This is a genomic window from Pseudomonas sp. LRP2-20 (genome assembly GCF_024349685.1).
In the GTDB taxonomy this organism is placed as follows: domain Bacteria; phylum Pseudomonadota; class Gammaproteobacteria; order Pseudomonadales; family Pseudomonadaceae; genus Aquipseudomonas.
In genome coordinates this window covers 904,486-924,822 of sequence record NZ_AP025944.1, presented here as the reverse complement: position 1 = coordinate 924,822, position 20,337 = coordinate 904,486, and the positions used below count along the sequence as shown (strand labels likewise).

The following is a 20,337-nucleotide window of genomic DNA, read 5'->3' as shown; positions in this document are numbered from 1 at the left end:
CAATGCGATGGCCGGGTAGAGCAGACGCTTCACGGGGCACCTCCATGGATTCTTGTTGTTCTGCAGAGATAGCACTAGGCCACTTGTATAACGCAGATCGAATCGGAGGTTTGTAACTTAAGGTTAACCGCTGCCCGCGAATGCCTCTTTAGGAGCGACCGCAGCCGACTATACGAGGACTGTCCACAGGGCAAACCCTGCGTACCACAGCACCGCACAACGCAGCAGCAGCTCCCACAGGCTGTCCAGTCTCCCCAGCCCGCGCTGGGGGTCTTCTTCCTCGGGGATGTCATCGGCAACGCGCCCGACCCTGGCCACCAGGTGCCCGGCACTGATGTGCCAGTTGAGCAGCTCGTGCAGCATCACCCGCGTCACCGCGACGAAATTGCCGACCAGCGCGAAGCTCAGGGCCAGCACCCGCACCGGCAGCCAGTCCATGATGTGCCGCAGCTGCTCGGCACGGGCCTTGAGCGCAGGCTGAAGGCTATGCTCGGCGGTCAGTGCCAGCAAGCGGTAGGCCAGCGCCGCGCCGGGGCCGAGCACGAAGTACCAGAAGATCACCGCGAAGAAGCTCTGGTAGGCCTGCCACAACAGGTAACCCTGCACCCGCACCAGCAGGCTGTGTGGCTCGTCGGCCGCCAAGCCCAGGTCGCGCTCGGCCACATGCAGTGCAGCCTGGTCATCGCCACGCCGCCAGGCATCGCGAAACGGCCCCAGGGAAGCCTTGGCATCGCCGCGCCCCAGGCTGTAGATCAGCACCAGCAAGTGCAGCGGCAAGGCCAGCAAGCCGTAGGCAACCGGGTCCAGCACGTGCAGCAACAGCACCAGCACCAGCACCGGCGCCAGCACCAGGATCGCCAGCGTCCACCAGGGGTGGACCTTGCCGCTGCGCTCCAGGCGCACCAGTTCGCCCAGGAAGAAAGCGTCTCGTTGCACCTGATGGCGCAGGGCAGAGAACTTCTCTACCCACAGCGCCAGTAACAGCACCAGAAAACTCATGCGTTGTCCTCGTTGTACCCCATGGCCTTGTGGTAGCGCTCCCAGTCGAACGCCGGGCCGGGGTCGGTCTTGCGCACCGGGGCAATGTCGCTGTGGCCCTGGATACGCTCAAGGCCGATCACCGGCCAGGCGGCCTGGATTTGCCGGGTCAGTTGCTCCAGCACGGTGTACTGGGCATCGGTATAGGGCAGATCGTCGGTGCCTTCCAGCTCGATGCCGATGGAAAAGTCGTTGCAGCCCTCACGCCCGTCGAAACTCGACACGCCGGCATGCCAGGCACGGTCGAGCAACGAGACGAACTGGGTCACTGCACCGTCGCGTTCGACGAACAAGTGCGCCGAAACGGTCAGGTGGCTGATGCTGGCAAAGTAAGGGTGTTCGTTCGGGTCCAGGCGGTTCTGGAAGAACTGCTGGACCTTGCCGCTGCCGAAGCAGGCCGGCGGCAGGCTGATGTTGTGGATCACCAGCAGGGAAATCGCTTCACCCTCCGGGCGGGCGTTGAAGTTCGGCGAGGGGCAGTGGGTGATTCCGTTTCCGTGGAACCAGCCAGTGGCACGGTCCAATTGCATGGGGCAGATCCTGAAAAGCACCGGTACAGAGCTGCAGTATGCCTTGGGCGTGGGGCGCTGTGCATGTGAATGATTGTAATGCCGCCAGCTCACTGCACCTGCTGCTGGCGCAGGCCTTGGAGCACGGTTTCCAGTGCCCGCTCGAACAGCAGGCCGTCATCCAGCAATCGCGCAGCGCCACGGCGCAGGGCCTGGGCCAGGCTGACCGTGTTCCATTCGCGCACCTTCATCCCGGTGCGGTTGGCGAACACCAGCCGGTCGCTGCTGTCGATGCGCGCGACCAGCTTGCAGCGCAGCGGCTCGTCATCATCGAGCATTTCGACCCAGGCACCGATACGCAGGCGCTGCACCAGGCGCAGCTCTGCCGCTTGCTCATCGAGTTGATGCAGCGGCGCGCAGGCGGACTCGTCGGCGACGGCCAGTACGATATCCTCGGCCACCAGGACTTCGGCCAGTGCATCGCTGCCAGCAGGCAGTGTGCCCTGTGCACACGCGCGCAGGTGCAGCTGCTCCAGCTGCTGGAAGAATCCACGGCTTGCCGCCGAGTCCAGCGCCACGCTGGCCAGGCCGTCACGCAGGGCCTTGAGCAGGCCTGGCACTTGTTGCAGCAACACCTGCGGTGATTGATGCGGGACAATGCTGGCGAGCAAGCTATCCATGGTCGCCAGCGCTTGCTGCCAGGCCTGGGACGCTTCGCCCTGCTTGAGCCAGGCCAGCAACAGCACCTGGCTCCAGGACTGCACGAGCATGTGCACGACCCCTTGCGGCAGCGTGCGACCGCGCAGGCGCTGGTTGAGCGCCTGCTGCACCTGCTGGCGGGCCTGCAAAGCTCGGGCGCGGCCTTCTTCGGCATCGCGCGTACGTTGTTCCAGCAGTTCGTTGCGCCGGCGCTCGTCCTGGCTGAAGGCGAGGAAATCCTCCAGCAACTCGGCGAACAGCGTGGCGTCATCGGTGAAATCATTGAGCAGGCGCTGGACGATGCGCTCCACGCGCAGATGCAGGCTGTCGCGCAGGCCTTCGCTGCCGGTTTCCCAGCCGATCGCGGCAGCGGCGATCTCGTTGAGCAGGCGCCGCGCCGGGTGGCTGGCACGGCTGAACAGGCTTTTGTCCAGCAGCGCCACCTTGAGCAGCGGTATATGCAGGCGAACGATCAGTGCGCGCAGACTCAGCGGCAGGTTGTCGTCGGCTGCGATGTAAGCGAACAGCAGGCCGACCAGGTTGATCATGTCCTCGTCGGCGCACGCGATGCGCCGGCGGGTACCGCTGCGCACGCTGACCCGCAGCAGCAACTGTTCAAGCTGCTGGCCCAGGTCGAAGTCGTCATCGTCGATCGTGGCCGGCACATAGTGCTGCAGGTGCGAAAGCAGGCGCAGCAAATCGGCGGTGCTGATCGGCTGGGCGCTGGCGGCAGCTTGCAGGCGCGGGGCGATGCGGCCTCGGCACGGCGACAGCAGGCCTTCGAGTGAACGCATGAAGGCATGCCCGGCGCTGTCTGCGCCCATGGCATCAGGCTCGAGGCTGGCCGACACTCGCCGCGAACTCAGGCGGCGGTCCTCGGCGCGCCGACGCGGTGCCGGCTGCAGTTCCGGCATCACGCCAGCAGCGGCCAGCAACTGGTTGGCTTCAGCATAAAGCACGTCGATATCACGCAGCACATAACGCTCGAACAGCTTCAGCAGGATCAGCTTGACCCGCAAGCCCACGCCCAGATTGCGCCCGGCGTCCAGGAAATAGCCACACAGCGCAGCAGGCCCGAACGGGTTCTGCTGTTCGTCGAAGCTGCGCCCGAGCAGGCACTGCAAGCGCTGGCCCAGTTGCTCAAGGGCGACGCCATCACGCGACAGCACCCGGGCAACCATGCCGTCGACAGCGGCGGCACGCTCCATTTGTGCCTTGTTAGTCGCCCCCAGCTGGCCCAGCGGGTCGAACTGGCCGATCCGGGCGAACGTGTCGTAGAAGATGTCGAGAAAACCGCGTTCGATGTGCTTGCGCTTCAGGCGCAGGTCACGCATGGCCTCGAAGTACAAGTTCTGGTCGAAGCGGTCAGCCGCCCGGTCGGCCATTTCGAACAGCGTATCGTCGGCATTGTCGAACAGCGCCTGCAGGCCCTGGCGCAGTTGCAGGGCGGCCTTGTCACGCACTTGCAGGAGCAACACCGGAAGGCAAGGTAAAGGCGTACGTGCGCCTCGATCGATGGCGGCCGCCAGGGGCACCACCTTGCCTTCTTTATGCATCCCGGACTCCTTGCTGGGTGACGTATTCGATAGGGCGAGAAATCGTCAAAGCTATGACGCCAAATGTTGGACGCCATTATCGGTAAAAATGCCGACAGCTGCCAGTACTCTTCACTGGCGGGTAAATGACTGTGTTTTTGGCAAAATGCTCATCTGGCCTGACCAATGGTCGCCTGCCAGGCAGCTGTACACGGCGCCGTCCCCCTGCCCTATAATCGCCGGCATCTAGCTTGTGGAGCCGACCATGCCGAACCTACGCCTTGCCGACCTGACCGCCGAGATCGAAGCCAATGTGCGCCGCGCACTGCTGGAGGACATCGGCAGTGGCGACATCACCGCGCAGCTGATCCCGGCCGAGCGCCTGGCCAAGGCCACCATCATCACCCGCGAAGACTGCGTGATTGCCGGCACCGCCTGGGTCGATGCCGTGTTTCGTCAGCTCGACCCACGCGTGGCCGTGCACTGGCAGGTGGCCGATGGCGAGCGCGCCACTGCCAATCAGCCGCTGTTCCACCTCGAGGGCCCGGCGCGTTCGCTGCTCAGCGGTGAGCGCAGCGCACTGAACTTCCTGCAGATGCTGTCGGGCGTGGCCACCCGTGCGCGCTTCCTCGCCGACCTGGTCGAAGGCACCCAGGTGCAACTGCTCGACACCCGCAAGACCCTGCCAGGGCTGCGCCTGGCGCAGAAGTACGCGGTCACCTGCGGCGGTTGCCACAATCACCGCATCGGTCTGTATGACGCCTTCCTGATCAAGGAAAACCACATCGCCGCCAGCGGTGGCGTGGCTGAGGCAGTGGCGGCGGCGCATCGTATTGCCCCCGGCAAACCGGTGGAAATCGAAGTGGAAAGCCTGGATGAACTGCGCCAGGCGCTGAATGCTGGCGCCGACATCATCATGCTCGACGAGCTGACCCTGGATGAAATGCGCGAAGCGGTGCGTATCACCGCTGGCAAGGCCAAGCTGGAAGCCAGCGGCGGGGTCAACGAAACCACCCTGCGGGTGATTGCCGAGACGGGCGTCGACTACATCTCGATCGGCGCGATGACCAAGGATGTGAAGGCCGTGGACCTGTCGATGCGACTGAGCCTGTGAGCGAATCGCAGGCATGAAAAAACCGGCCAGATGGCCGGTTTTTTTTGTGGGGGCGCTTTGCGCCCCTTTCGCCGGCAAGCGCGGCTCCCACAAGGGACTGCATAACCCCTGTAGAAGCCGCGCTTGCCGGCGAGGGGCCGCAAAGCGGCCCCAGCAATGTCAGCTTAGAACGAGGCGTTGGCCAGGCCGTCCAGGTAACGCTCGACGTCCAGGGCTGCCATGCAGCCGGCACCGGCGGAAGTGATGGCCTGACGGTAAACGTGGTCAGCCACGTCGCCAGCGGCGAACACACCTTCGACGTTGGTGGCGGTGGCGTTGCCTTCACGGCCGCCGGCGACCACCAGGTAGCCGTCCTTGAGGGTCAGCTGGCCTTCGAACAGCGAGGTGTTCGGGGTGTGGCCGATGGCGATGAACACGCCGTCGACCTTGATTTCGTCGCTGCTGCCGTCGTTGTTCTTCAGGCGCGCACCGGTCACGCCCATGTTGTCACCCAGCACTTCGTCCAGGGTGGCGTTGAGCTTGAGCTCGATCTTGCCTTCGGCGACACGGGCGTTGAGCTTGTCGACCAGGATCTTCTCGGCGCGGAAGGTCTCGCGGCGGTGCACCAGGGTCACCTTGCTGGCGATGTTGGCCAGGTACAGTGCTTCTTCCACGGCAGTGTTGCCGCCGCCGACCACGGCGACCGGCTTGTTGCGGTAGAAGAAACCGTCGCAGGTGGCGCAGGCCGATACACCCTTGCCCATGAACGCTTCTTCCGACGGCAGGCCCAGGTAACGGGCGCTGGCGCCAGTGGCGATGATCAGCGCGTCGCAGGTGTACTTGCCGCTGTCACCCTGCAGGGTGAACGGCTTGTTGGCCAGGTCGACGGCATTGATGTGGTCGAAGACGATCTCGGTCTCGAAACGCTCGGCATGTTCCTGCATGCGCTGCATCAGGGCCGGGCCGGTCAGGCCGTGGGGGTCGCCCGGCCAGTTGTCGACTTCGGTGGTGGTGGTCAGCTGGCCACCCGCCTGCATGCCGGTGATCAGCAGTGGCTTGAGGTTGGCGCGGGCGGCGTAGACCGCAGCGCTGTAACCGGCGGGGCCGGAACCGAGGATGATGACGCGCGAATGACGTACTTCAGACATGTCGAACTCCTGTCGAGCGGGCCGCAGCGGCCGCCAGCTGGAAATTAAAAAGGACCCACGCAGCACTTGGGGAAGGCTACAACGCGCAGGCCCAGAAAGCGGAAAGTTGAGCGCACTGTAGCGAGGTGGCAGAGATTAAGGAAATATCCTTCGACAATCCACCTCATAGGCATCCTCTATCTGCGAATTTCACCCGGGCGAACGGCCCTGGCGCATTTGTTACAGCCGGTTTCTTCATGTGCGCCTGCCTTTCGTCGGCGCGGCAAACTCGGTAAGGTCAGCGCGTTTTCCCTTCTCTGCGGAGTGTCCCGATGCAAGCCCCTGTCCTCTCCGGCCCCCAGTACCTGCGCGAAGGCCTGAAACTGGTGCTGAGCCCCAACCTGCGGATGTTCGTGCTGTTGCCGCTGGCGATCAACCTGCTGCTGTTCGGCGGCCTGATCTACTTCGCCGGCCACGAGTTCAGCCTGTGGCTCGACGCGCTGATGCCGACCCTGCCCAGCTGGTTGAGCTTCCTTTCCTACATTCTGTGGCCACTGTTCGTGGCCTTGCTGGTGCTGATGGTGTTCTTCACCTTCACCCTGGTGGCCAACGTCATCGCCGCGCCGTTCAATGGTTTTCTCGCGGAAAAGGTCGAGGTGGTCGTTCGTGGTGAAGACCCGTTCCCGGCATTCAGCTGGGGCGAGTTGATGGCCATGGTGCCGCGCACCTTCGGCCGCGAGATGCGCAAGCTCGGTTACTTCCTGCCGCGGGCGATCGGCCTGTTCATCCTGTCGCTGATCCCCGTGGTCAACGTCGTCGCCGCGCCGTTGTGGCTGATCTTCGGCGTGTGGATGATGGCCATCCAGTACATCGACTACCCGGCGGACAACAACAAGATGAGCTGGCAGGACATGCTTGCCTGGTTGCGCAGCAAGCGCTGGCAGTCGCTGGGCTTTGGCGGCATCACCTACCTGGCGTTGCTGATTCCTGGCGTCAACGTGCTGATGATGCCGGCGGCGGTGGCGGGGGCTACGTTGTTCTGGGTGCGCGAGCGGAACTGATTGAGCGAAGGGCTGCCGGGCAGCCCTTTACCCAGCGTGTTTTATTAAAAATCGGAGAAGCTGTAGGGTTTAAGAGGTGACAACTGAGAGAGCAGTATCAAATGCTCTACTGCACTAACCTTTTGAAGATTATCAAGCTTGCTTAATCCTCCAAACGCCAGCGCAGGAACAAACCCGTACATCTCATCACACCCAAGGACACCTAAACGTTCCTTTGCAGGCGCAAAGAACTCCCCAAAATCATTGGATTCTCGCTCCATCAAAAGAAAGAAACCCTCTACCTCCTTATCCATATTATTCGCATCAAGTTCACCAGCCGAACCGCAATAGTTTGAAGTATGGGCTACGATATTTAATGAAAATCCGGAATTCTCACCATACAGATAAAGGTCACCAAAAGCGCCACGGGCAATGATGTGATAGGTATCCCGCCCTTCTAGCGGAGTGCCCTCTATGAATGAGGCAGCTACGCCCTCGTAATCTTGAGGATTGACGGTCCAAAATATCCCATCACCATATCCGCACCAGCCGTGCTCGGCCCAGTACGCCAAAAGTTTTTCCGGCAACTTACCTCTGTAGCGCTCAATGCTAGAAGGAGGCACCTCCTGCCTGAACACCGGCTCGCCCATTTCCTCTATGAAAAGTGAGTAAACGTCGTCCATTGTTGTGCTCCTCAGTTTGTTAGCACTTATGCAATCTAACATTCAAAAAGCCTGAGACACCGTCCTCTTTGGACTGCTTTTTGACTGATTGTATTAGCTCGCCTACCCTGCTTTTCCACTGGGGACCTATAGTGGAATTTACTTGTCTATCCCCGAAGTCCGCAATGACATCCCTGCCACCGGCGATTAAATCTGGATTATGCAGCGCAGCAAGAGAGGACATAGTTTCCTTCGCCTGTTTCGCTGAGAGTTTTTTTGCTTCAACTCGGCTCATACCCTTAGATAGCTCGTCATAAGCTCTTCTCCTCAGATCATCATACAATTTCCTTCTTGCATTTCTCGCAACCTTCGGATCACGCTCCTTGGGATTTACAACATTCTCCAAAAATTCTTCAACTGTGAGCCGGTTCAATCCATCCTGCTGCCCTTTCAACTGCCGTTCAAACTCGCCATGCTTCGACGCTGGCAAATTGTCCGCCTTGAAACACGGCACCGTATGCAACGGGGGTTGGGGGACGTTCGGGATTGGGTGTTGCTGCGAGGGGTACGGCTGGAGGGATTTGCCGCCCTTGAGATCGAGCGCCGCCCGCGCGGCGCATCGCGAGCTGCGCTCGCTCCTACGTTTGTTTCGGGCCAATGATTCCTGGGGGATTTGCGCGCGAACGCCTTGGCGCATGGCGCGATATTGCGTCGTACCCACAAAGCGGTCGCGCGCGCCTGACACAGGCATTACTGGCCCGAAACAAACGTAGGAGCGAGCGCAGCTCGCGATGCGCCGCGCGGGCGGCGCTCAATCTCACAGGCGCTACACAACCCAAGCCATGATCAATGGCTCAACTGGCTGGAAAACTGCCCCACCGCATCGACCACTTTCTTCGCCCCTTCCTGGATCTCGACGATCACCCCACCGGTATCCGCCGCCAGCGCCAACCCCTGCTCCGCCTGGCGCTTGCTGGTATCGATGATGTCCACCGCCGCCTGGGCCAGCTGTTCGTTCTGCTGCACCACCTTGGCAATCTCCTCGGTGGCACTGCTGGTACGCGAGGCCAACTGCCGCACTTCGTCAGCGACCACGGCGAAGCCACGGCCCTGCTCACCAGCACGGGCGGCCTCGATGGCCGCGTTGAGCGCCAGCAGGTTGGTCTGCCCGGCAATATCGCTGATGGTCTTGATGATTGCGCCAATCACCTTGGACTGCTTGTCCAGTGCCTGGATACCCTCGGCGGCGTCCTGCATCGACCCTTCCAGGCCGCGCATCACGTCCACGGTCTGGGTCACGACTTCGGTGGCCTTGCGGGCACTGCTGTCGGTTTCCAGGGAGGTGTTGTAGGCGATGTCGGCGGCTTGCGCCACGGCCTGTTCCTGATTGACCTGCTCAGTGATCACGGTGGCGAACTTGACCACCTTGTACAGCACGTCATGGGCATCGAAGATCGGGTTGTAGGAAGCCTCCAGCCAGATCGTGCGGCCATGGGCATCGATCCGCTTGAAACGGTCGGCCACGTACTCGCCACGGCGCAGCTTGTCCCAGAAGGCCTGGTAACCCGCCGAGTTGGCTTCCTCAGGTTCGCAGAACAGGCGGTGATGCTTGCCACGCACCTGTTCCAGGCTGTAGCCCACCGTCTGCAGGAAGCGGTCGTTGGCGGTAAGCACCTCGCCGTCGAGGTTGAACTCGATCACGGCGGTGGAACGCATCAGTGCCTTGATCAGACTCTCGTGCTCACGGGACGCTTCGATGGTGCGGGTCAGGTCGCTGGAGTGCATGGAGAAATGCCTGATACGGCCATCAGCGCTCTTCACCGGCTGCAGGATAGAGCGCAGCCAGGCTTCCTGGCCGTTGCCGCGCAGCAGACGGAAGGCGCCATTGAGGTGCTCGCCACGGCTGATGGCGTTTTTCATGCGCTGGTAGAAATCGAGCTTCTTCACGTGCGCTGGCACGATATCTTCGATGTTGCGGCCAATCAGCTGCTCGGCGCGGTAGAGCATCTCGCTCTCGAAATTGCCGTTGACCTGCTCGATGCGCCCCTGGGGGTCGAGCTGCAGCACCAGCATCTCGCTGTCGAGGCTGCTCTTGACCTGCTCGATGGCCATCAGCTCTTCGCGCAGTTGCTGGATTTCTTTCTTGAGCTTGCTGTTGAACATCACCGCACTCCCGGAGCGCATCAAACCGATTCGGATGCATCTTCATCGGCTGCGCCGCGTGCCGCTTGAGCACCCTGAAAAGAAATATTCACAACGCTGAAACTGCCAGAAATCAGGCGTCACCTGCGCGTCACCAGACTGTCATGTGAGCGCAACGCAGCAGGTGGAAACTTTTTTCTCATGAATACACCTGCCCTACGTATCTCGCTTGTCAGCGAAACCTTCCCACCCGAGATAAACGGTGTGGCCAACACCATTGGCCGCCTCAGCGAAGGTTTGCGACAGCGTGGCCATCAGGTGGAGATCGTTCGCCCACGACAGGCCAACGAGGCACCGGCGGACGAAGACCAAGGCCTGTTGCTCTGCCGTGGCTGGGCACTGCCCGGCTATCCCGGCCTGCAGTGGGGCGAGGTATCGATGCACAAGCTGTTGCGCCGCTGGCGCAGGCAGCGCCCGGACGTGCTGTACATCGCCACCGAAGGGCCATTGGGCCTCAGTGCCCTGCGCGCCGCGCGGCGCCTGGGGGTTGCCGTGGTCAGCGGCTTTCACACCAATTTCCCGCAATACTCCGGGCAATACGGCCTCGGCCTGCTGGCACGCCTGCTGACCCATTACCTGCGCTGGTTCCATCGGCGCACCGCCGCCACCCTGGTGCCCAGCGTCAGCCAGCGCCTGGAGCTGGAACGCCGCGGTTTCGAGCGCCTGGCCTTGATGGCCCGAGGCGTCGATGCCAGCCTGTTCAACCCGGCCCGGCGCAGCCGAGCCTTACGCGAAAGCTGGGGGCTTGGCGCCGATGACATCGCCGTGCTGCACGTCGGGCGCCTGGCCGCGGAAAAGAACCTGGCGCTGTTGCAGCCCTGCCTGCAAGCCTTGCAGAAAGCCTATCCAGGGCGGCACATCCGACTGGTGGTGGTGGGTGATGGCCCGCAGCGGGCAGCGCTCGCGCAGCAGATGCCAGATGCAGTGTTCTGCGGCGCCCAGCGCGGCGAAGTACTGGCCGAGCACTATGCCAGCGGCGATCTGTTCCTGTTCCCGAGCCTGACTGAAACCTTCGGCAACGTGGTGCTCGAAGCCATGGCCTCGGGCCTGGCCGTGGTCGCCTACGATGAAGCCGCCGCGGCCCAGCATATCCGCCATGGCCACAGCGGCGCGCTGGCCATGCCTGGCGACCAGTGCGCGTTCATCGACGCCGCCTGCTGGCTGCTGGAAGAAAGTGAGACCCTGCGCCGGGTCCGCCTCAACGCCCGCCAGCATGCCAGCCGCCAAGGCTGGCCGGCGATCGTCGAGCAGTTCGAATCGCACCTGTTCAACGCCTGCCACACGGCGCCAGCCAGCACCCGGCCGGCTGGCGCCGCGCTGGCGGTCAAGCCAGGGTCGTCAACGCCTCGCGGCTGAACGGCAGCACATCCGCTTCACGCCCCTCACGCACCTTCTGCGCCCATTCGGCATCGACCAGCAGTGCGCGGCCCACCGCCACCAGGTCGAACTCTTCATCGCCCAGACGGCGCAGCAAGCCTTCAAGGCTGGCGGGCTTGGCCACTTTGTCGGTGGCGACCATGAACTGCAGGAACTCGCCATCGAGCCCCACGCTGCCGACGGTGATGGTCGGCTTGCCGGTGAGCGTGCGGGTCCAGCCGGCCAGGTTGAGCTCGGAACCTTCGAACTCTGGCTCCCAGAAGCGCCGGGTCGAGCAGTGGAAGATATCCACACCCGCTGCCGACAGCGGCTCAAGGAACGCGGCCAATGCTTCTGGCGTTTCGACCAGGCGCGCGCTGTAGTCCTGCTGCTTCCACTGCGAGAAGCGGAAGATGATCGGGAAGTCCGGCCCCACGGCTGCGCGCACGGCCTGGATCAGCTCGATGGCGAAGCGCGAGCGGCCGGCCAGGTCACCGCCATACTCGTCGCTGCGGCGGTTGCTGGCGTCCCAGAAGAACTGGTCGATCAGGTAGCCGTGGGCGCCATGGATCTCCACGCCGTCCATGCCGATGGCCTTGGCGTCGCGGGCCGCCTGGGCGAAGGCGGCGATCACGTCGCGGATATCGTCATGGGTCATGCCATGCACCAGCACCTGGCCGTCCTTGACCTTCTCGCTCGGCCCGTAGCCCGGCACGCTCGCGTCCGGTTCGGTGCCCAGGCGGCGCACGGTGCCCACATGCCACAGCTGTGGCACGATACGACCACCTTCGGCATGCACTGCATCGACCACCTGCTTCCAGCCGGCCAAGGCATCTTCACCATGGAAACGCGGCACATTGGGGTAGCCGTTGGCGGCCTTGTGCCCGACCGTGGTGCCCTCGGTGATGATCAGCCCCACGCCTGCTGCGGCACGGCGGCGGTAGTACTCGACCACGCCAGCGTGCGGCACGCCACCGGGGCAGAAGGTACGGGTCATGGGCGCCATGACGACGCGGGTCGGCAGCTCGAGCGCGCCGAGGGTGAAGGGCTGGAACAGGGGGTTGCTGGACATGGGGCGCTTCCGTCTGAAGGAGGAAATGCGCCTGAGGTTAGGGGCAGCGCGGGCCTGGGCCCAGCATTATTGATTTGAGTGATTCGCAGGTATCGAGGTGGAAGACTGTGGGAGCGGGTTTACCCGCGAATGCGTCGGTATGGCCACTGCAGCATTCGCGGGTAAACCCGCTCCCACAGGGTACGCAGTCAGGTCAGCGCTCTCTCGATTGCCTGTACCACGGTCGGGTCATCCGGCGCGGTACGCGGGGCGAAGCGCGCCAGCACCCGGCCGTCCTTGCCCACCAGGAACTTCTCGAAGTTCCAGGTGATGTCACCGGGGAACTCCGCCCCCTCGCCCGCCAGCAGACGGTACAGCTGGTGACGGTCATGGCCATTGACTTCGAGCTTGGCACTCAGCGGGAAGCTCACGCCGTAGTTGCGGCTGCAAAAATCCTGGATTTCCTTTTCGCTGCCAGGCTCCTGGCCGGCGAACTGGTTGCAGGGCAGGCCCAGCACATTGAAGCCCTTGCCCTTGAACTGCTGCTGGAGCTTTTCCAATGAGGCGTATTGCGGCGTCAGGCCACACTTGGAGGCGACATTGACCACCAGCACCACCTGGCCCTTGAACGGTGCCAGGGGCAGGTCCTCGCCGTTCAGCGCTTTCAACGTCAGGTCGTGAAATGCACTCATGATGAATCCCCTCTCAGGTTCCCGGTTGCCGCTGGGGGCAAATTGCGCCCACTAAAAAGGCGCTCTTCCAAGCCGCGCACCTCCCGCTGGGGAGGCATGCCGGCTTGTCCGAGCGCCTGGCGACTTTCTGAGCTTAGCGCAGAAAATCAGTGGTGATGGCCACCTTCACCGTGGATGTGACGGTGAGCGATTTCTTCTTCGCTGGCGTCACGCACGTCGACAACCTTGACCTTGAAGTTCAGGCGCTGGCCAGCCAGTGGGTGGTTGCCGTCGACGGTGATGTCGTCGCCATCGATATCGCGGATGGTGACGATCTGCATCTGGCCGTCCGGCGCGGAGGCGTGGAACTGCATGCCGACTTCCAGTTGGTCAACGCCTTCGAACAGGCTGCGGTTCAGGGTGCTGACCAGCTCGGCCAGGTATTCGCCGTAAGCATCTTCCGGCTCGATGGCAACGTCCAGTTCGTCACCAGCCTGCTTGCCTTCCAGGGCTTTTTCCAGGCCTGGGATGATGTTGGCGGCACCGTGCAGGTAAACCAGCGGCGCGCCACCGGCGGAGCTGTCGATGGTCTCCCCGGCGTCGTTGGTCAGGGTATAGTCGATGGAGACAGCCTTGTTGGCGGCGATCAGCATGGGGCAAGACCTTTTGCAAAAGTATGTAGAGCGGACAAGTGTAACCAAGGCATCGCCCGATTGCGACCGCAGCGCGGACGAGGGGCGACCCATCAGTCGGATCACCGGCTTCCACCAGGACGAAGAAGGCCACTGGGTGGTCGAGTTGTCCTGCGGCCACACCCAGCACCTGCGCCACCAGCCACCGTGGCAGGCTCGCCCGTGGGTACTCGACGCCGGGCAGCGCGCCGGGTGCATCGGCCAGGCATTCGCTTGCGGCTGGTGCGCACAAGGGGCTGATAGCGCTACCCTTGGCCGTTGATTCCTTGCACCGCTTATTCCGAGAAGCACGCATGCAGACATTTTTCATTGCGCCGACCGACTTTGGTGTCGGCCTGACTTCGATCAGCCTGGGCCTGGTCCGCACCCTGGAGCGCGCAGGGCTCAAGGTCGGCTTCTTCAAGCCGATCGCCCAGCCTCACCCCGGCGACACGGGCCCGGAGCGCTCCACCGAACTGGTTGCACGCACCCACGGCATCAAGCCACCGGTGCCACTGAGCCTGGCCCATGTCGAGCGCATGCTCGGCGATGGCCAGCTGGACGAGTTGCTCGAACAGATCATCCGCCTGTACCAGCAAGCCTGCGTCGGCAATGACGTGGTGGTGGTCGAGGGCATGGTGCCGACCCGCCATGCCAGCTATGCGGCGCGGGTCAACCTGCACCTGGCCAAGAGCCTGGATGCCGAAGTGATCCTGGTTTCCGCCCCGGAAAACGAAGTGCTCAGCGAGCTGTCCGGGCGGGTCGAGCTGCAGGCCCAGCTGTTCGGCGGCCCACGCGATCCGAAAGTGCTCGGGCTGATCCTCAACAAGGTGCGCACCGACGAGAGCATGGCCGACTTTGCCACCCGCCTGCGCGAACATTCGCCGCTGCTGCGCGGCAACGACTTCCGCCTGCTCGGCTGCATTCCCTACCAGCCCGAGCTGAACGCCCCGCGCACCCGCGACGTGGCCGAACTGTTGGGTGCCCAGGTGCTAAACGCCGGCGACTACGAGCAACGCCGGATGAACAAGATCATCATCTGCGCCCGCACCGTGGCCAATACCGTGCCCCTGCTGACCCCGGGCACCCTGGTGGTGACCCCGGGCGATCGCGACGACATCATCCTCGCCGTGAGCCTGGCCGCCATCAACGGCGTGCCCCTGGCCGGCCTGCTGCTGACCAGTGACAGCAAACCCGATGCACGTATCCTCGACCTGTGCCGTGGCGCCCTGCAGGCCGGCCTGCCGATCCTGTCGGTGAGCACCGGCTCGTACGACACCGCCAACCTGCTCAACTCGCTGAACCGCGAAATCCCGGTGGATGACCGTGACCGGGCCGAATTCATCACCGACTTCGTCGCCAGCCACCTGGACGCCGCCTGGCTGCACCAGCGCTGCGGCACACCACGGGAAATGCGCCTGTCGCCAGCGGTATTCCGCTACCAGCTGATCCAGCGGGCACAACAGGCCAACAAGCGCATCGTCCTGCCGGAAGGCGCCGAGCCGCTGCTGGTACAGGCTGCGGCAATCTGCCAGGCGCGCGGCATCGCCCGATGCGTGCTGCTGGCCAAGCCCGAGGAAGTCGAAGCGGTAGCCCGCGCGCAAGGCATTACCCTGCCGCCAGACCTGGAGATACTCGACCCCGAGCTGATTCGCGGGCGCTATGTCGAACCGATGGTCAACCTGCGCAAGAGCAAGAACCTCAATGCGCCCATGGCCGAGCAACAACTGGAAGACCCGGTGGTGATCGGCACCATGATGCTGGCCCTGGACGAGGTCGATGGCCTGGTCTCGGGCCTGGTGCACTCCACTGCCAACACCATTCGCCCGGCCCTGCAACTGATCAAGACCGCGCCCGGCGCCAGCCTGGTATCGTCGGTGTTCTTCATGCTGTTCCCCGAGCAGGTGCTGGTCTACGGCGACTGCGTGATGAACCCGCACCCCAGCGCCAGTGAGCTGGCCGAAATCGCCCGGCAGAGCGCCGAATCGGCGCAGGCCTTCGGCATCGCGCCACGGGTGGCGATGATCAGCTATTCGAGCGATTCGGCAAGTGACGAGGAAGTCGAGAAAGTGCGCGAAGCCACGCGCCTGGCGCAGGCTGCGGAGCAAGGGCTGCTGATCGACGGGCCGCTGCAGTATGACGCGGCTGCCAACCCGCAAGTCGCTCGCCAGTTGGCCCCAGAGAGCCAGGTGGCCGGGCGGGCGACGGTGTTCGTGTTCCCGGACCTGAACACCGGCAACACCACCCACAAGGCGGTGCAGCGGAGCACCGACGGGGTCAGCCTGGGGCCAATGCTGCAGGGGTTGCGCAAGCCAGTGAACGACTTGCCACGCGGGGCGCAGGTGGACGATATCGTGCATACCATCGCCCTGACTGCGATTCAGGCCAGCAGCATCCGCTGAAATGAAAAAGGGCAGACCGTGACCGGCCTGCCCTTTTTCATTGCGCCGTACTGAACGGCTTACGGGTACTGCTGAACCTGGCCTTGTTGCTGGTCATACTGCTGACCTGGAATCGGCTTCAGGTTGACCTCTACACGGCGGTTCTGCGCGCGGCCATTGGCGTCGGCATTGCTGGCGATCGGCTGGTCCGGGCCCATGCCACGTACGGTCACACGCGAAGCATCCACGCCCTGCGAGGTCAGGTAGGTGCTCACGGCCTGAGCGCGGCGCTGCGACAGGTCCATGTTGTGCTGGCGGCTGCCGGTGCTGTCGGTGAAGCCGACCACTTCGATGGTGTTCTGGTTGAACGACTTGAACGAGTTGGCCAGGTTGTTCAGCGGGTTGTAGAAGCTCGGCGAAATGTTGGCCGAGTCGGTGGCGAAGGTGATGTTGCCCGGCATGATCAGTTTGATCTGGTCGCCCTGGCGCTGAACTTCAACGCCGGTGTTGGCCATTTTCGCGCGCAGCTCGGCCTCCTGCTTGTCGGCGTAGTAGCCGTAGCCGGCGGCGGCGGCACCGACGGCGGCGGCACCGATCAACGCGCCCTTGCCACGGTTGTTGTGGTCGATGGCAGCACCGGCGATTGCGCCGGCCAGGGCGCCCAGGCCACCGTACTTGGCGGTCTTGCTCATCCCCGAGGACTCGCCCTGCGCCTGGCCTTGGCTGTCGTAAGGATTCTGCCCGGCACAGCCGGTCATCAGGGCTGCAGCGGTTGCGACGATAATCAGACGACGCATGGTGAACATGGACAAGCTCCTACAAAAATTCGTGTGTGCGGCAGATCACGGAGGGATCTATGCCAGCCTTGGATTGCCAGGATACGGAAAAATTCCATGAAAGGCTTTTCATGCAGGCTCAGGCCCGCACGAACGGGTTCTCGCGCATCTCGTCGCCCAGGCGTGTATCCGGCCCGTGGCCAGTGACCACGACGGCATCTTCGTCCAGGCGATACAGCCGCTCCTTGATCGAGCGCACGATGGCGCGCTGGTCACCGCCCCACAGGTCGGTGCGGCCGATACCACGGCGGAACAGGGTATCGCCGGCGATCAGCAGCTTGGCGTCGGCGAACCAGAAACTCATCGAGCCTGGCGTGTGCCCTGGCGTGTGCAGGGCCACGCCACAACCACAGGCGAGCTCCTCGTCATCGCCGAGCCAACGGTCTGGCGACGGCACCGGGGTGTAGGGCACGCCGAACATCTGGCATTGCATCTCCAGGTTGTCCCACAGCGGCTGGTCCTGCTTGTGCAGGTGCAAGGTGGCGCCGGTGAGTTCCTTGAGCTTGCCCGAAGCAAGGAAATGGTCGAAGTGCGCGTGGGTGTGGATGATGCTCACCAGGGTCAGGCCATGGGCCTGCAGCCGGGCGAGGATCTTGTCCGGGTCACCACCCGGGTCGACGACGATGGCCTTCTTGCTGACCGGGTCGCCGATCAGCGTGCAGTTGCACTGCAGGGGGCCTACGGGGAAGGTTTCGCGGATGAGGGTGGTTGGGGCAGTGTTCATGGGGGCTCCTGACTACTGCCCGGATGTTAGCGTGGTCTGGGGTGTCTGTCTTGGGAGATGCAGCGCCTGAGATATCGAGCGCCGCCCGCGCGGCGCATCGCGAGCTGCGCTCGCTCCTACGTTTGTTTCGGGCCAAATATTCCTGGGGGATTGCACGCGAACGCCTTGGCGCCTGACTCGGTATCGCGTCGTACGAACAAGGCGGTCGCGCGCGCCTGTCACAGGCATTACTGGCCCGAAACAAACGTAGGAGCGAGCGCAGCTCGCGATGCGCCGCGCGGGCGGCGCTCGATCTCACAGGCGCTGAAGATGTTGTGGCGAACACATGGCAGCCCTGACGCTACGGCAAATACAACCTGAACAACCCGCCCCCAAGTGCCCCGCCATTGGCAATCTCGATCCGCCCGCGCACGCCGTTGCGCTCATGCAACGCCGCAATCCGCGCCGCGAAATACAGCCCGAGCCCGGTACTGCCGCTCTGCGAGTCGATGCCCTGCACGTAATCCTGCTGACGCTCGAGCATCCGCGCTGGATAGCCCGGGCCGTCGTCGTTGACGCTGATGACCAGATGCTCGTGCTCCTCGCCAATGCTGACCAACAGCGCATGGCCGGCATAGCGGGTGGCGTTGGTGATCACGTTGGCGATCACCGAGGCCACCAGCTCGCGGTCGAAGAAACCCAGCGGGTTGTCGGTGTCGACACGCCAGGTCGCCAGGATGTCATTGTGCTGCAGCACTTCCTGGTGGGCCGCCAGCTGGGCCTCGATGAAGTCATCCAGCTCGTGGTAGTCCGGGCATATCGGCAGCTGGTTCACCCCCAGCTTGTACAGCCCCAGCAACTGCACCAGCATGCCGTTGAGGTGGCGGAACTCATGCTCGATCACGCCCTGCTCGGTACCGCTGCGCCATTCTTCGGGTAGCCGTGCCAGCCACTGGTCATGGGATTGGATCAGCGCAGACAGTGAGTTCTTCAGGTCATGCACGGTGGAGGCGATCACCGTGGAAAAATCCAGCCCCTGATTATCCTGGCTCATGCGCCGAAGACCTTGATGTGCAGTTTGCGGTAGCGGTCGTAGCGGCTGTCGCTGGTCGGGATGCCGGCCACGCGGGTCAGGCAGTCGCGGCATTCCTGCTGGATCGCTGGCGGGGTCACCTCACCACCGATGCGCAGCAAGGCCTGCGCCGTGTTGAGCGCGATACTGATGTTCTTCGGTTGCAGCGACAGGGCCTTGCGGAACATCTGCAAGGCTTCGTTGAGCTGCCCTGCCTGGTAGCTGCGCACGCCTTGGCGGTTGAGGTCGACCGCTTCGGTGACGGCGCCCAACACGGCCGGGTCATCAGTCAGTTTGGCCACGCTCTGCATGACCTTGGGGTCGTCGCCATAGGTTTCCACGCACCCCTTGAGAATGGTGCCGCCGGCCGCTTCCTGGCCGAGCGACTGCAACTGTTTGGCCACGGTCAGGGCGGCTTCGACCGAGAAGAACTGGTCCATCTTCTCCAGCCGCTGCATGGCCTGCTCGGTAAGCTTGGCGGCGGTCTCGGGGTCGCCCGCCTGCTGCAGGCTGGCGGCCTTCATCAGCCGGGCACGCACTTGCAGGCCCTGGTCTTCGATGTTGTCCTTGGCCACTTCACTGAGCACGGTGTTGATTTCGACCCGGGCACGGGCATCCAGGCCGAAGCCGGCGTTCTTGCTCATCAGCGCCTGGACCAGACCAAGGTTGCTTTCGGCATCCTTGTAGCGCGAGCTCTGGCCCTGATTCACCGCATGGCGGAAGGCCTTGGAGGCGCTTTCGAAATCTTCGTTGCTCAGCGCCAACTTGCCCAGTGCAGCCTGCCGGCGCACCGCCAGGGGTGACAAACGCACCGCTTCCTCAAGCATGCTCTGGGCACGCCGGGTTTCGCCTTGAGCGACCAGCACTTCGGCCATGCCATCGTACAGCCCGGGCATGATCGGGAATGCCTTGAGCGCCTGCTCATAGACGCCCTGGGCCTGGGCGTTCTGCCCTCGCTTGTGCATCAAGCTGCCCAGCGCCGAATACACCCAGGGCTGCGGGCGGCTGGCGAGGATGCTCTTGAGAAACTTCTCCAGCTCATCGAAGCGGTTGAGGTCGCGCAGCGCGTCGGCGCGATAACGCAGGCACAACGGCGCAAAACGCGGATCCTTCTTGCACAGCTCGGCACACGCCGCCAGCACTTCAGCCGGGCGACCACGGTCGAGGGCCTGCAGAATCGGCTTGAGCAAGGTTTTGCGCTGGGTCAGCTTGTCCAGGCGCTGGGCCAGGCCCACGCGGTTGAACGGCTTGGTCAGGTAGGCATCCGGCTCGTGCTCGAGAGCACTGAGCACGATGGCCTGGCTGCTCTCGGCAGTGACCATGATGAATACGCATTCATGGCTGATCAGTTTGTCGAGGATCAAGTCCTCAAGGACCTGCTGGCCGTTCTTCTTGCCATCGCCGAGGTGGAAGTCCTGGAGGATATAGTCGTAGCGCTTCTGCCCGCACATGCGCAGGGCCTGCTCGCCGCTGTCCGCAGTGTCCACATCGCGCACGCCCAGTTCGCGCAGCATGGAACGGGTCGACGTGCGAAAGTCGGTGAAGTCGTCGACGATCAGAAAGCTTTTTTGCCCGTACTGCAGCATCAACACGACCTGTATTGAGTAGTTGAGTGGATGGCGTGAGGCCATGCATACCGCCGAAACCTTTATCGGCAACCGGTCTGGAAAGATGAGGGTGGAAAATGCAGC

General features: G+C 63.3%; 18 protein-coding genes and 1 pseudogene. 5 read left to right on the top strand and 14 right to left on the bottom strand.

The window, feature by feature from the left end:
• Positions 1-168: 168 nt before the first annotated feature.
• From ampE to OCX61_RS04005, 3 genes are all read right to left on the bottom strand, one after another.
• Positions 169-999 (bottom strand): regulatory signaling modulator protein AmpE, encoded by an 831-nt coding sequence (gene ampE / locus OCX61_RS04015; protein WP_261942704.1) that lies wholly within the window; start codon positions 997-999, stop codon positions 169-171.
• The gene (gene ampD, locus OCX61_RS04010; RefSeq protein ID WP_261942703.1) at positions 996-1,568 is read right to left on the bottom strand and encodes a 1,6-anhydro-N-acetylmuramyl-L-alanine amidase AmpD; all 573 of its coding nucleotides are present in this window, start codon (positions 1,566-1,568) and stop codon (positions 996-998) included. Before ampD ends, ampE begins: the two co-directional genes overlap by 4 nt.
• A gap of 89 nt (positions 1,569-1,657) precedes the next feature.
• Positions 1,658-3,802 (bottom strand): DUF1631 domain-containing protein, encoded by a 2,145-nt coding sequence (locus OCX61_RS04005; RefSeq protein ID WP_261942702.1) that lies wholly within the window; start codon positions 3,800-3,802, stop codon positions 1,658-1,660.
• Between the two features lie 244 nt (positions 3,803-4,046).
• Here OCX61_RS04005 and nadC point away from each other — a divergent pair, with 244 nt between their 5' ends.
• Entirely contained in the window at positions 4,047-4,895 is an 849-nt protein-coding gene (gene nadC, locus OCX61_RS04000; protein ID WP_152956585.1) for a carboxylating nicotinate-nucleotide diphosphorylase, read from the top strand.
• Between the two features lie 164 nt (positions 4,896-5,059).
• Here the strand turns inward: nadC and trxB are convergent, their stop codons facing one another.
• Positions 5,060-6,022 carry a thioredoxin-disulfide reductase gene (gene trxB / locus OCX61_RS03995; RefSeq protein ID WP_085673809.1) on the bottom strand — a complete coding sequence of 321 codons (963 nt, stop codon included), beginning with the start codon at positions 6,020-6,022 and terminating at the stop codon, positions 5,060-5,062.
• 311 nt (positions 6,023-6,333) lie between these two features.
• Between trxB and cysZ the strand changes: the two genes are divergently transcribed.
• Complete coding sequence (gene cysZ, locus OCX61_RS03990) at positions 6,334-7,062, top strand: sulfate transporter CysZ (RefSeq protein ID WP_085673811.1); 729 nt, start codon at positions 6,334-6,336, stop codon at positions 7,060-7,062.
• Positions 7,063-7,106: 44 nt separating this feature from the next.
• Here the strand turns inward: cysZ and OCX61_RS03985 are convergent, their stop codons facing one another.
• From OCX61_RS03985 to OCX61_RS27195, 3 genes and pseudogenes are all read right to left on the bottom strand, one after another.
• On the bottom strand, positions 7,107-7,724 hold the full coding sequence (locus OCX61_RS03985) for a GAD-like domain-containing protein (protein ID WP_261942701.1): 618 nt from the start codon (positions 7,722-7,724) through the stop codon (positions 7,107-7,109).
• A gap of 19 nt (positions 7,725-7,743) precedes the next feature.
• A pseudogene (locus OCX61_RS03980) lies at positions 7,744-8,247 on the bottom strand (polymorphic toxin type 15 domain-containing protein); the annotation flags it as partial.
• A 302-nt stretch (positions 8,248-8,549) separates the two neighbouring features.
• On the bottom strand, positions 8,550-9,866 hold the full coding sequence (locus OCX61_RS27195) for a methyl-accepting chemotaxis protein (protein WP_315973266.1): 1,317 nt from the start codon (positions 9,864-9,866) through the stop codon (positions 8,550-8,552).
• A 180-nt stretch (positions 9,867-10,046) separates the two neighbouring features.
• Between OCX61_RS27195 and OCX61_RS03965 the strand changes: the two genes are divergently transcribed.
• Positions 10,047-11,261: a glycosyltransferase family 4 protein gene (locus tag OCX61_RS03965; protein WP_261942700.1), complete on the top strand. Its 1,215-nt coding sequence runs from the start codon at positions 10,047-10,049 to the stop codon at positions 11,259-11,261.
• On the opposite strand, the gene OCX61_RS03960 is transcribed toward OCX61_RS03965, so the two are convergent.
• The 3 genes from OCX61_RS03960 to OCX61_RS03950 all read right to left on the bottom strand — a co-directional run bounded on the left by OCX61_RS03960 (position 11,230) and on the right by OCX61_RS03950 (position 13,636).
• Positions 11,230-12,333: an NADH:flavin oxidoreductase gene (locus tag OCX61_RS03960; RefSeq protein ID WP_261942699.1), complete on the bottom strand. Its 1,104-nt coding sequence runs from the start codon at positions 12,331-12,333 to the stop codon at positions 11,230-11,232. The genes OCX61_RS03965 and OCX61_RS03960 overlap by 32 nt on opposite strands.
• A gap of 188 nt (positions 12,334-12,521) precedes the next feature.
• Positions 12,522-13,004 (bottom strand): glutathione peroxidase, encoded by a 483-nt coding sequence (locus tag OCX61_RS03955; protein ID WP_261942698.1) that lies wholly within the window; start codon positions 13,002-13,004, stop codon positions 12,522-12,524.
• Positions 13,005-13,150: 146 nt separating this feature from the next.
• Complete coding sequence (locus OCX61_RS03950) at positions 13,151-13,636, bottom strand: FKBP-type peptidyl-prolyl cis-trans isomerase (RefSeq protein WP_054887500.1); 486 nt, start codon at positions 13,634-13,636, stop codon at positions 13,151-13,153.
• On the opposite strand from OCX61_RS03950, the gene OCX61_RS03945 reads away from it, so the two are divergent.
• Positions 13,635-13,937 (top strand): DUF3565 domain-containing protein, encoded by a 303-nt coding sequence (locus OCX61_RS03945; protein WP_261942697.1) that lies wholly within the window; start codon positions 13,635-13,637, stop codon positions 13,935-13,937. The genes OCX61_RS03950 and OCX61_RS03945 overlap by 2 nt on opposite strands.
• A 31-nt stretch (positions 13,938-13,968) precedes the next feature.
• Positions 13,969-16,056 carry a phosphate acetyltransferase gene (gene pta, locus OCX61_RS03940; RefSeq protein ID WP_261942696.1) on the top strand — a complete coding sequence of 696 codons (2,088 nt, stop codon included), beginning with the start codon at positions 13,969-13,971 and terminating at the stop codon, positions 16,054-16,056.
• Between the two features lie 59 nt (positions 16,057-16,115).
• Here the strand turns inward: pta and OCX61_RS03935 are convergent, their stop codons facing one another.
• From OCX61_RS03935 to OCX61_RS03920, 4 genes are all read right to left on the bottom strand, one after another.
• Positions 16,116-16,841 (bottom strand): YiaD family glycine zipper/OmpA-like lipoprotein, encoded by a 726-nt coding sequence (locus OCX61_RS03935; RefSeq protein ID WP_085673827.1) that lies wholly within the window; start codon positions 16,839-16,841, stop codon positions 16,116-16,118.
• A 109-nt stretch (positions 16,842-16,950) separates the two neighbouring features.
• Positions 16,951-17,595 (bottom strand): MBL fold metallo-hydrolase, encoded by a 645-nt coding sequence (locus OCX61_RS03930; RefSeq protein WP_261942695.1) that lies wholly within the window; start codon positions 17,593-17,595, stop codon positions 16,951-16,953.
• Between the two features lie 340 nt (positions 17,596-17,935).
• Complete coding sequence (locus OCX61_RS03925) at positions 17,936-18,628, bottom strand: sensor histidine kinase (RefSeq protein ID WP_261942694.1); 693 nt, start codon at positions 18,626-18,628, stop codon at positions 17,936-17,938.
• Positions 18,625-20,232, bottom strand: a complete 1,608-nt coding sequence (locus OCX61_RS03920; RefSeq protein ID WP_261944264.1) for a tetratricopeptide repeat-containing response regulator — start codon at positions 20,230-20,232, stop codon at positions 18,625-18,627. The genes OCX61_RS03925 and OCX61_RS03920 overlap by 4 nt, the downstream gene beginning before the upstream one ends.
• Between the last annotated feature and the right edge of the window lie 105 nt (positions 20,233-20,337).

Coding starts and splice junctions, on each gene's coding strand:
- OCX61_RS03945 (WP_261942697.1), top strand. CDS start 13,635: ATGGGGCAAGACCTTTTGCAAAAGTATGTAGAGCGGACAAGTGTAACC.
- OCX61_RS03965 (WP_261942700.1), top strand. CDS start 10,047: ATGAATACACCTGCCCTACGTATCTCGCTTGTCAGCGAAACCTTCCCA.
- OCX61_RS03955 (WP_261942698.1), bottom strand. CDS start 13,004: ATGAGTGCATTTCACGACCTGACGTTGAAAGCGCTGAACGGCGAGGAC.
- OCX61_RS03935 (WP_085673827.1), bottom strand. CDS start 16,841: ATGTTCACCATGCGTCGTCTGATTATCGTCGCAACCGCTGCAGCCCTG.
- OCX61_RS04005 (WP_261942702.1), bottom strand. CDS start 3,802: ATGCATAAAGAAGGCAAGGTGGTGCCCCTGGCGGCCGCCATCGATCGA.
- OCX61_RS03950 (WP_054887500.1), bottom strand. CDS start 13,636: ATGCTGATCGCCGCCAACAAGGCTGTCTCCATCGACTATACCCTGACC.
- pta (WP_261942696.1), top strand. CDS start 13,969: ATGCAGACATTTTTCATTGCGCCGACCGACTTTGGTGTCGGCCTGACT.
- ampE (WP_261942704.1), bottom strand. CDS start 999: ATGAGTTTTCTGGTGCTGTTACTGGCGCTGTGGGTAGAGAAGTTCTCT.
- trxB (WP_085673809.1), bottom strand. CDS start 6,022: ATGTCTGAAGTACGTCATTCGCGCGTCATCATCCTCGGTTCCGGCCCC.
- nadC (WP_152956585.1), top strand. CDS start 4,047: ATGCCGAACCTACGCCTTGCCGACCTGACCGCCGAGATCGAAGCCAAT.
- cysZ (WP_085673811.1), top strand. CDS start 6,334: ATGCAAGCCCCTGTCCTCTCCGGCCCCCAGTACCTGCGCGAAGGCCTG.
- OCX61_RS03920 (WP_261944264.1), bottom strand. CDS start 20,232: ATGCTGCAGTACGGGCAAAAAAGCTTTCTGATCGTCGACGACTTCACC.
- OCX61_RS03925 (WP_261942694.1), bottom strand. CDS start 18,628: ATGAGCCAGGATAATCAGGGGCTGGATTTTTCCACGGTGATCGCCTCC.
- OCX61_RS27195 (WP_315973266.1), bottom strand. CDS start 9,866: ATGTTCAACAGCAAGCTCAAGAAAGAAATCCAGCAACTGCGCGAAGAG.
- OCX61_RS03930 (WP_261942695.1), bottom strand. CDS start 17,595: ATGAACACTGCCCCAACCACCCTCATCCGCGAAACCTTCCCCGTAGGC.
- OCX61_RS03960 (WP_261942699.1), bottom strand. CDS start 12,333: ATGTCCAGCAACCCCCTGTTCCAGCCCTTCACCCTCGGCGCGCTCGAG.
- OCX61_RS03985 (WP_261942701.1), bottom strand. CDS start 7,724: ATGGACGACGTTTACTCACTTTTCATAGAGGAAATGGGCGAGCCGGTG.
- ampD (WP_261942703.1), bottom strand. CDS start 1,568: ATGCAATTGGACCGTGCCACTGGCTGGTTCCACGGAAACGGAATCACC.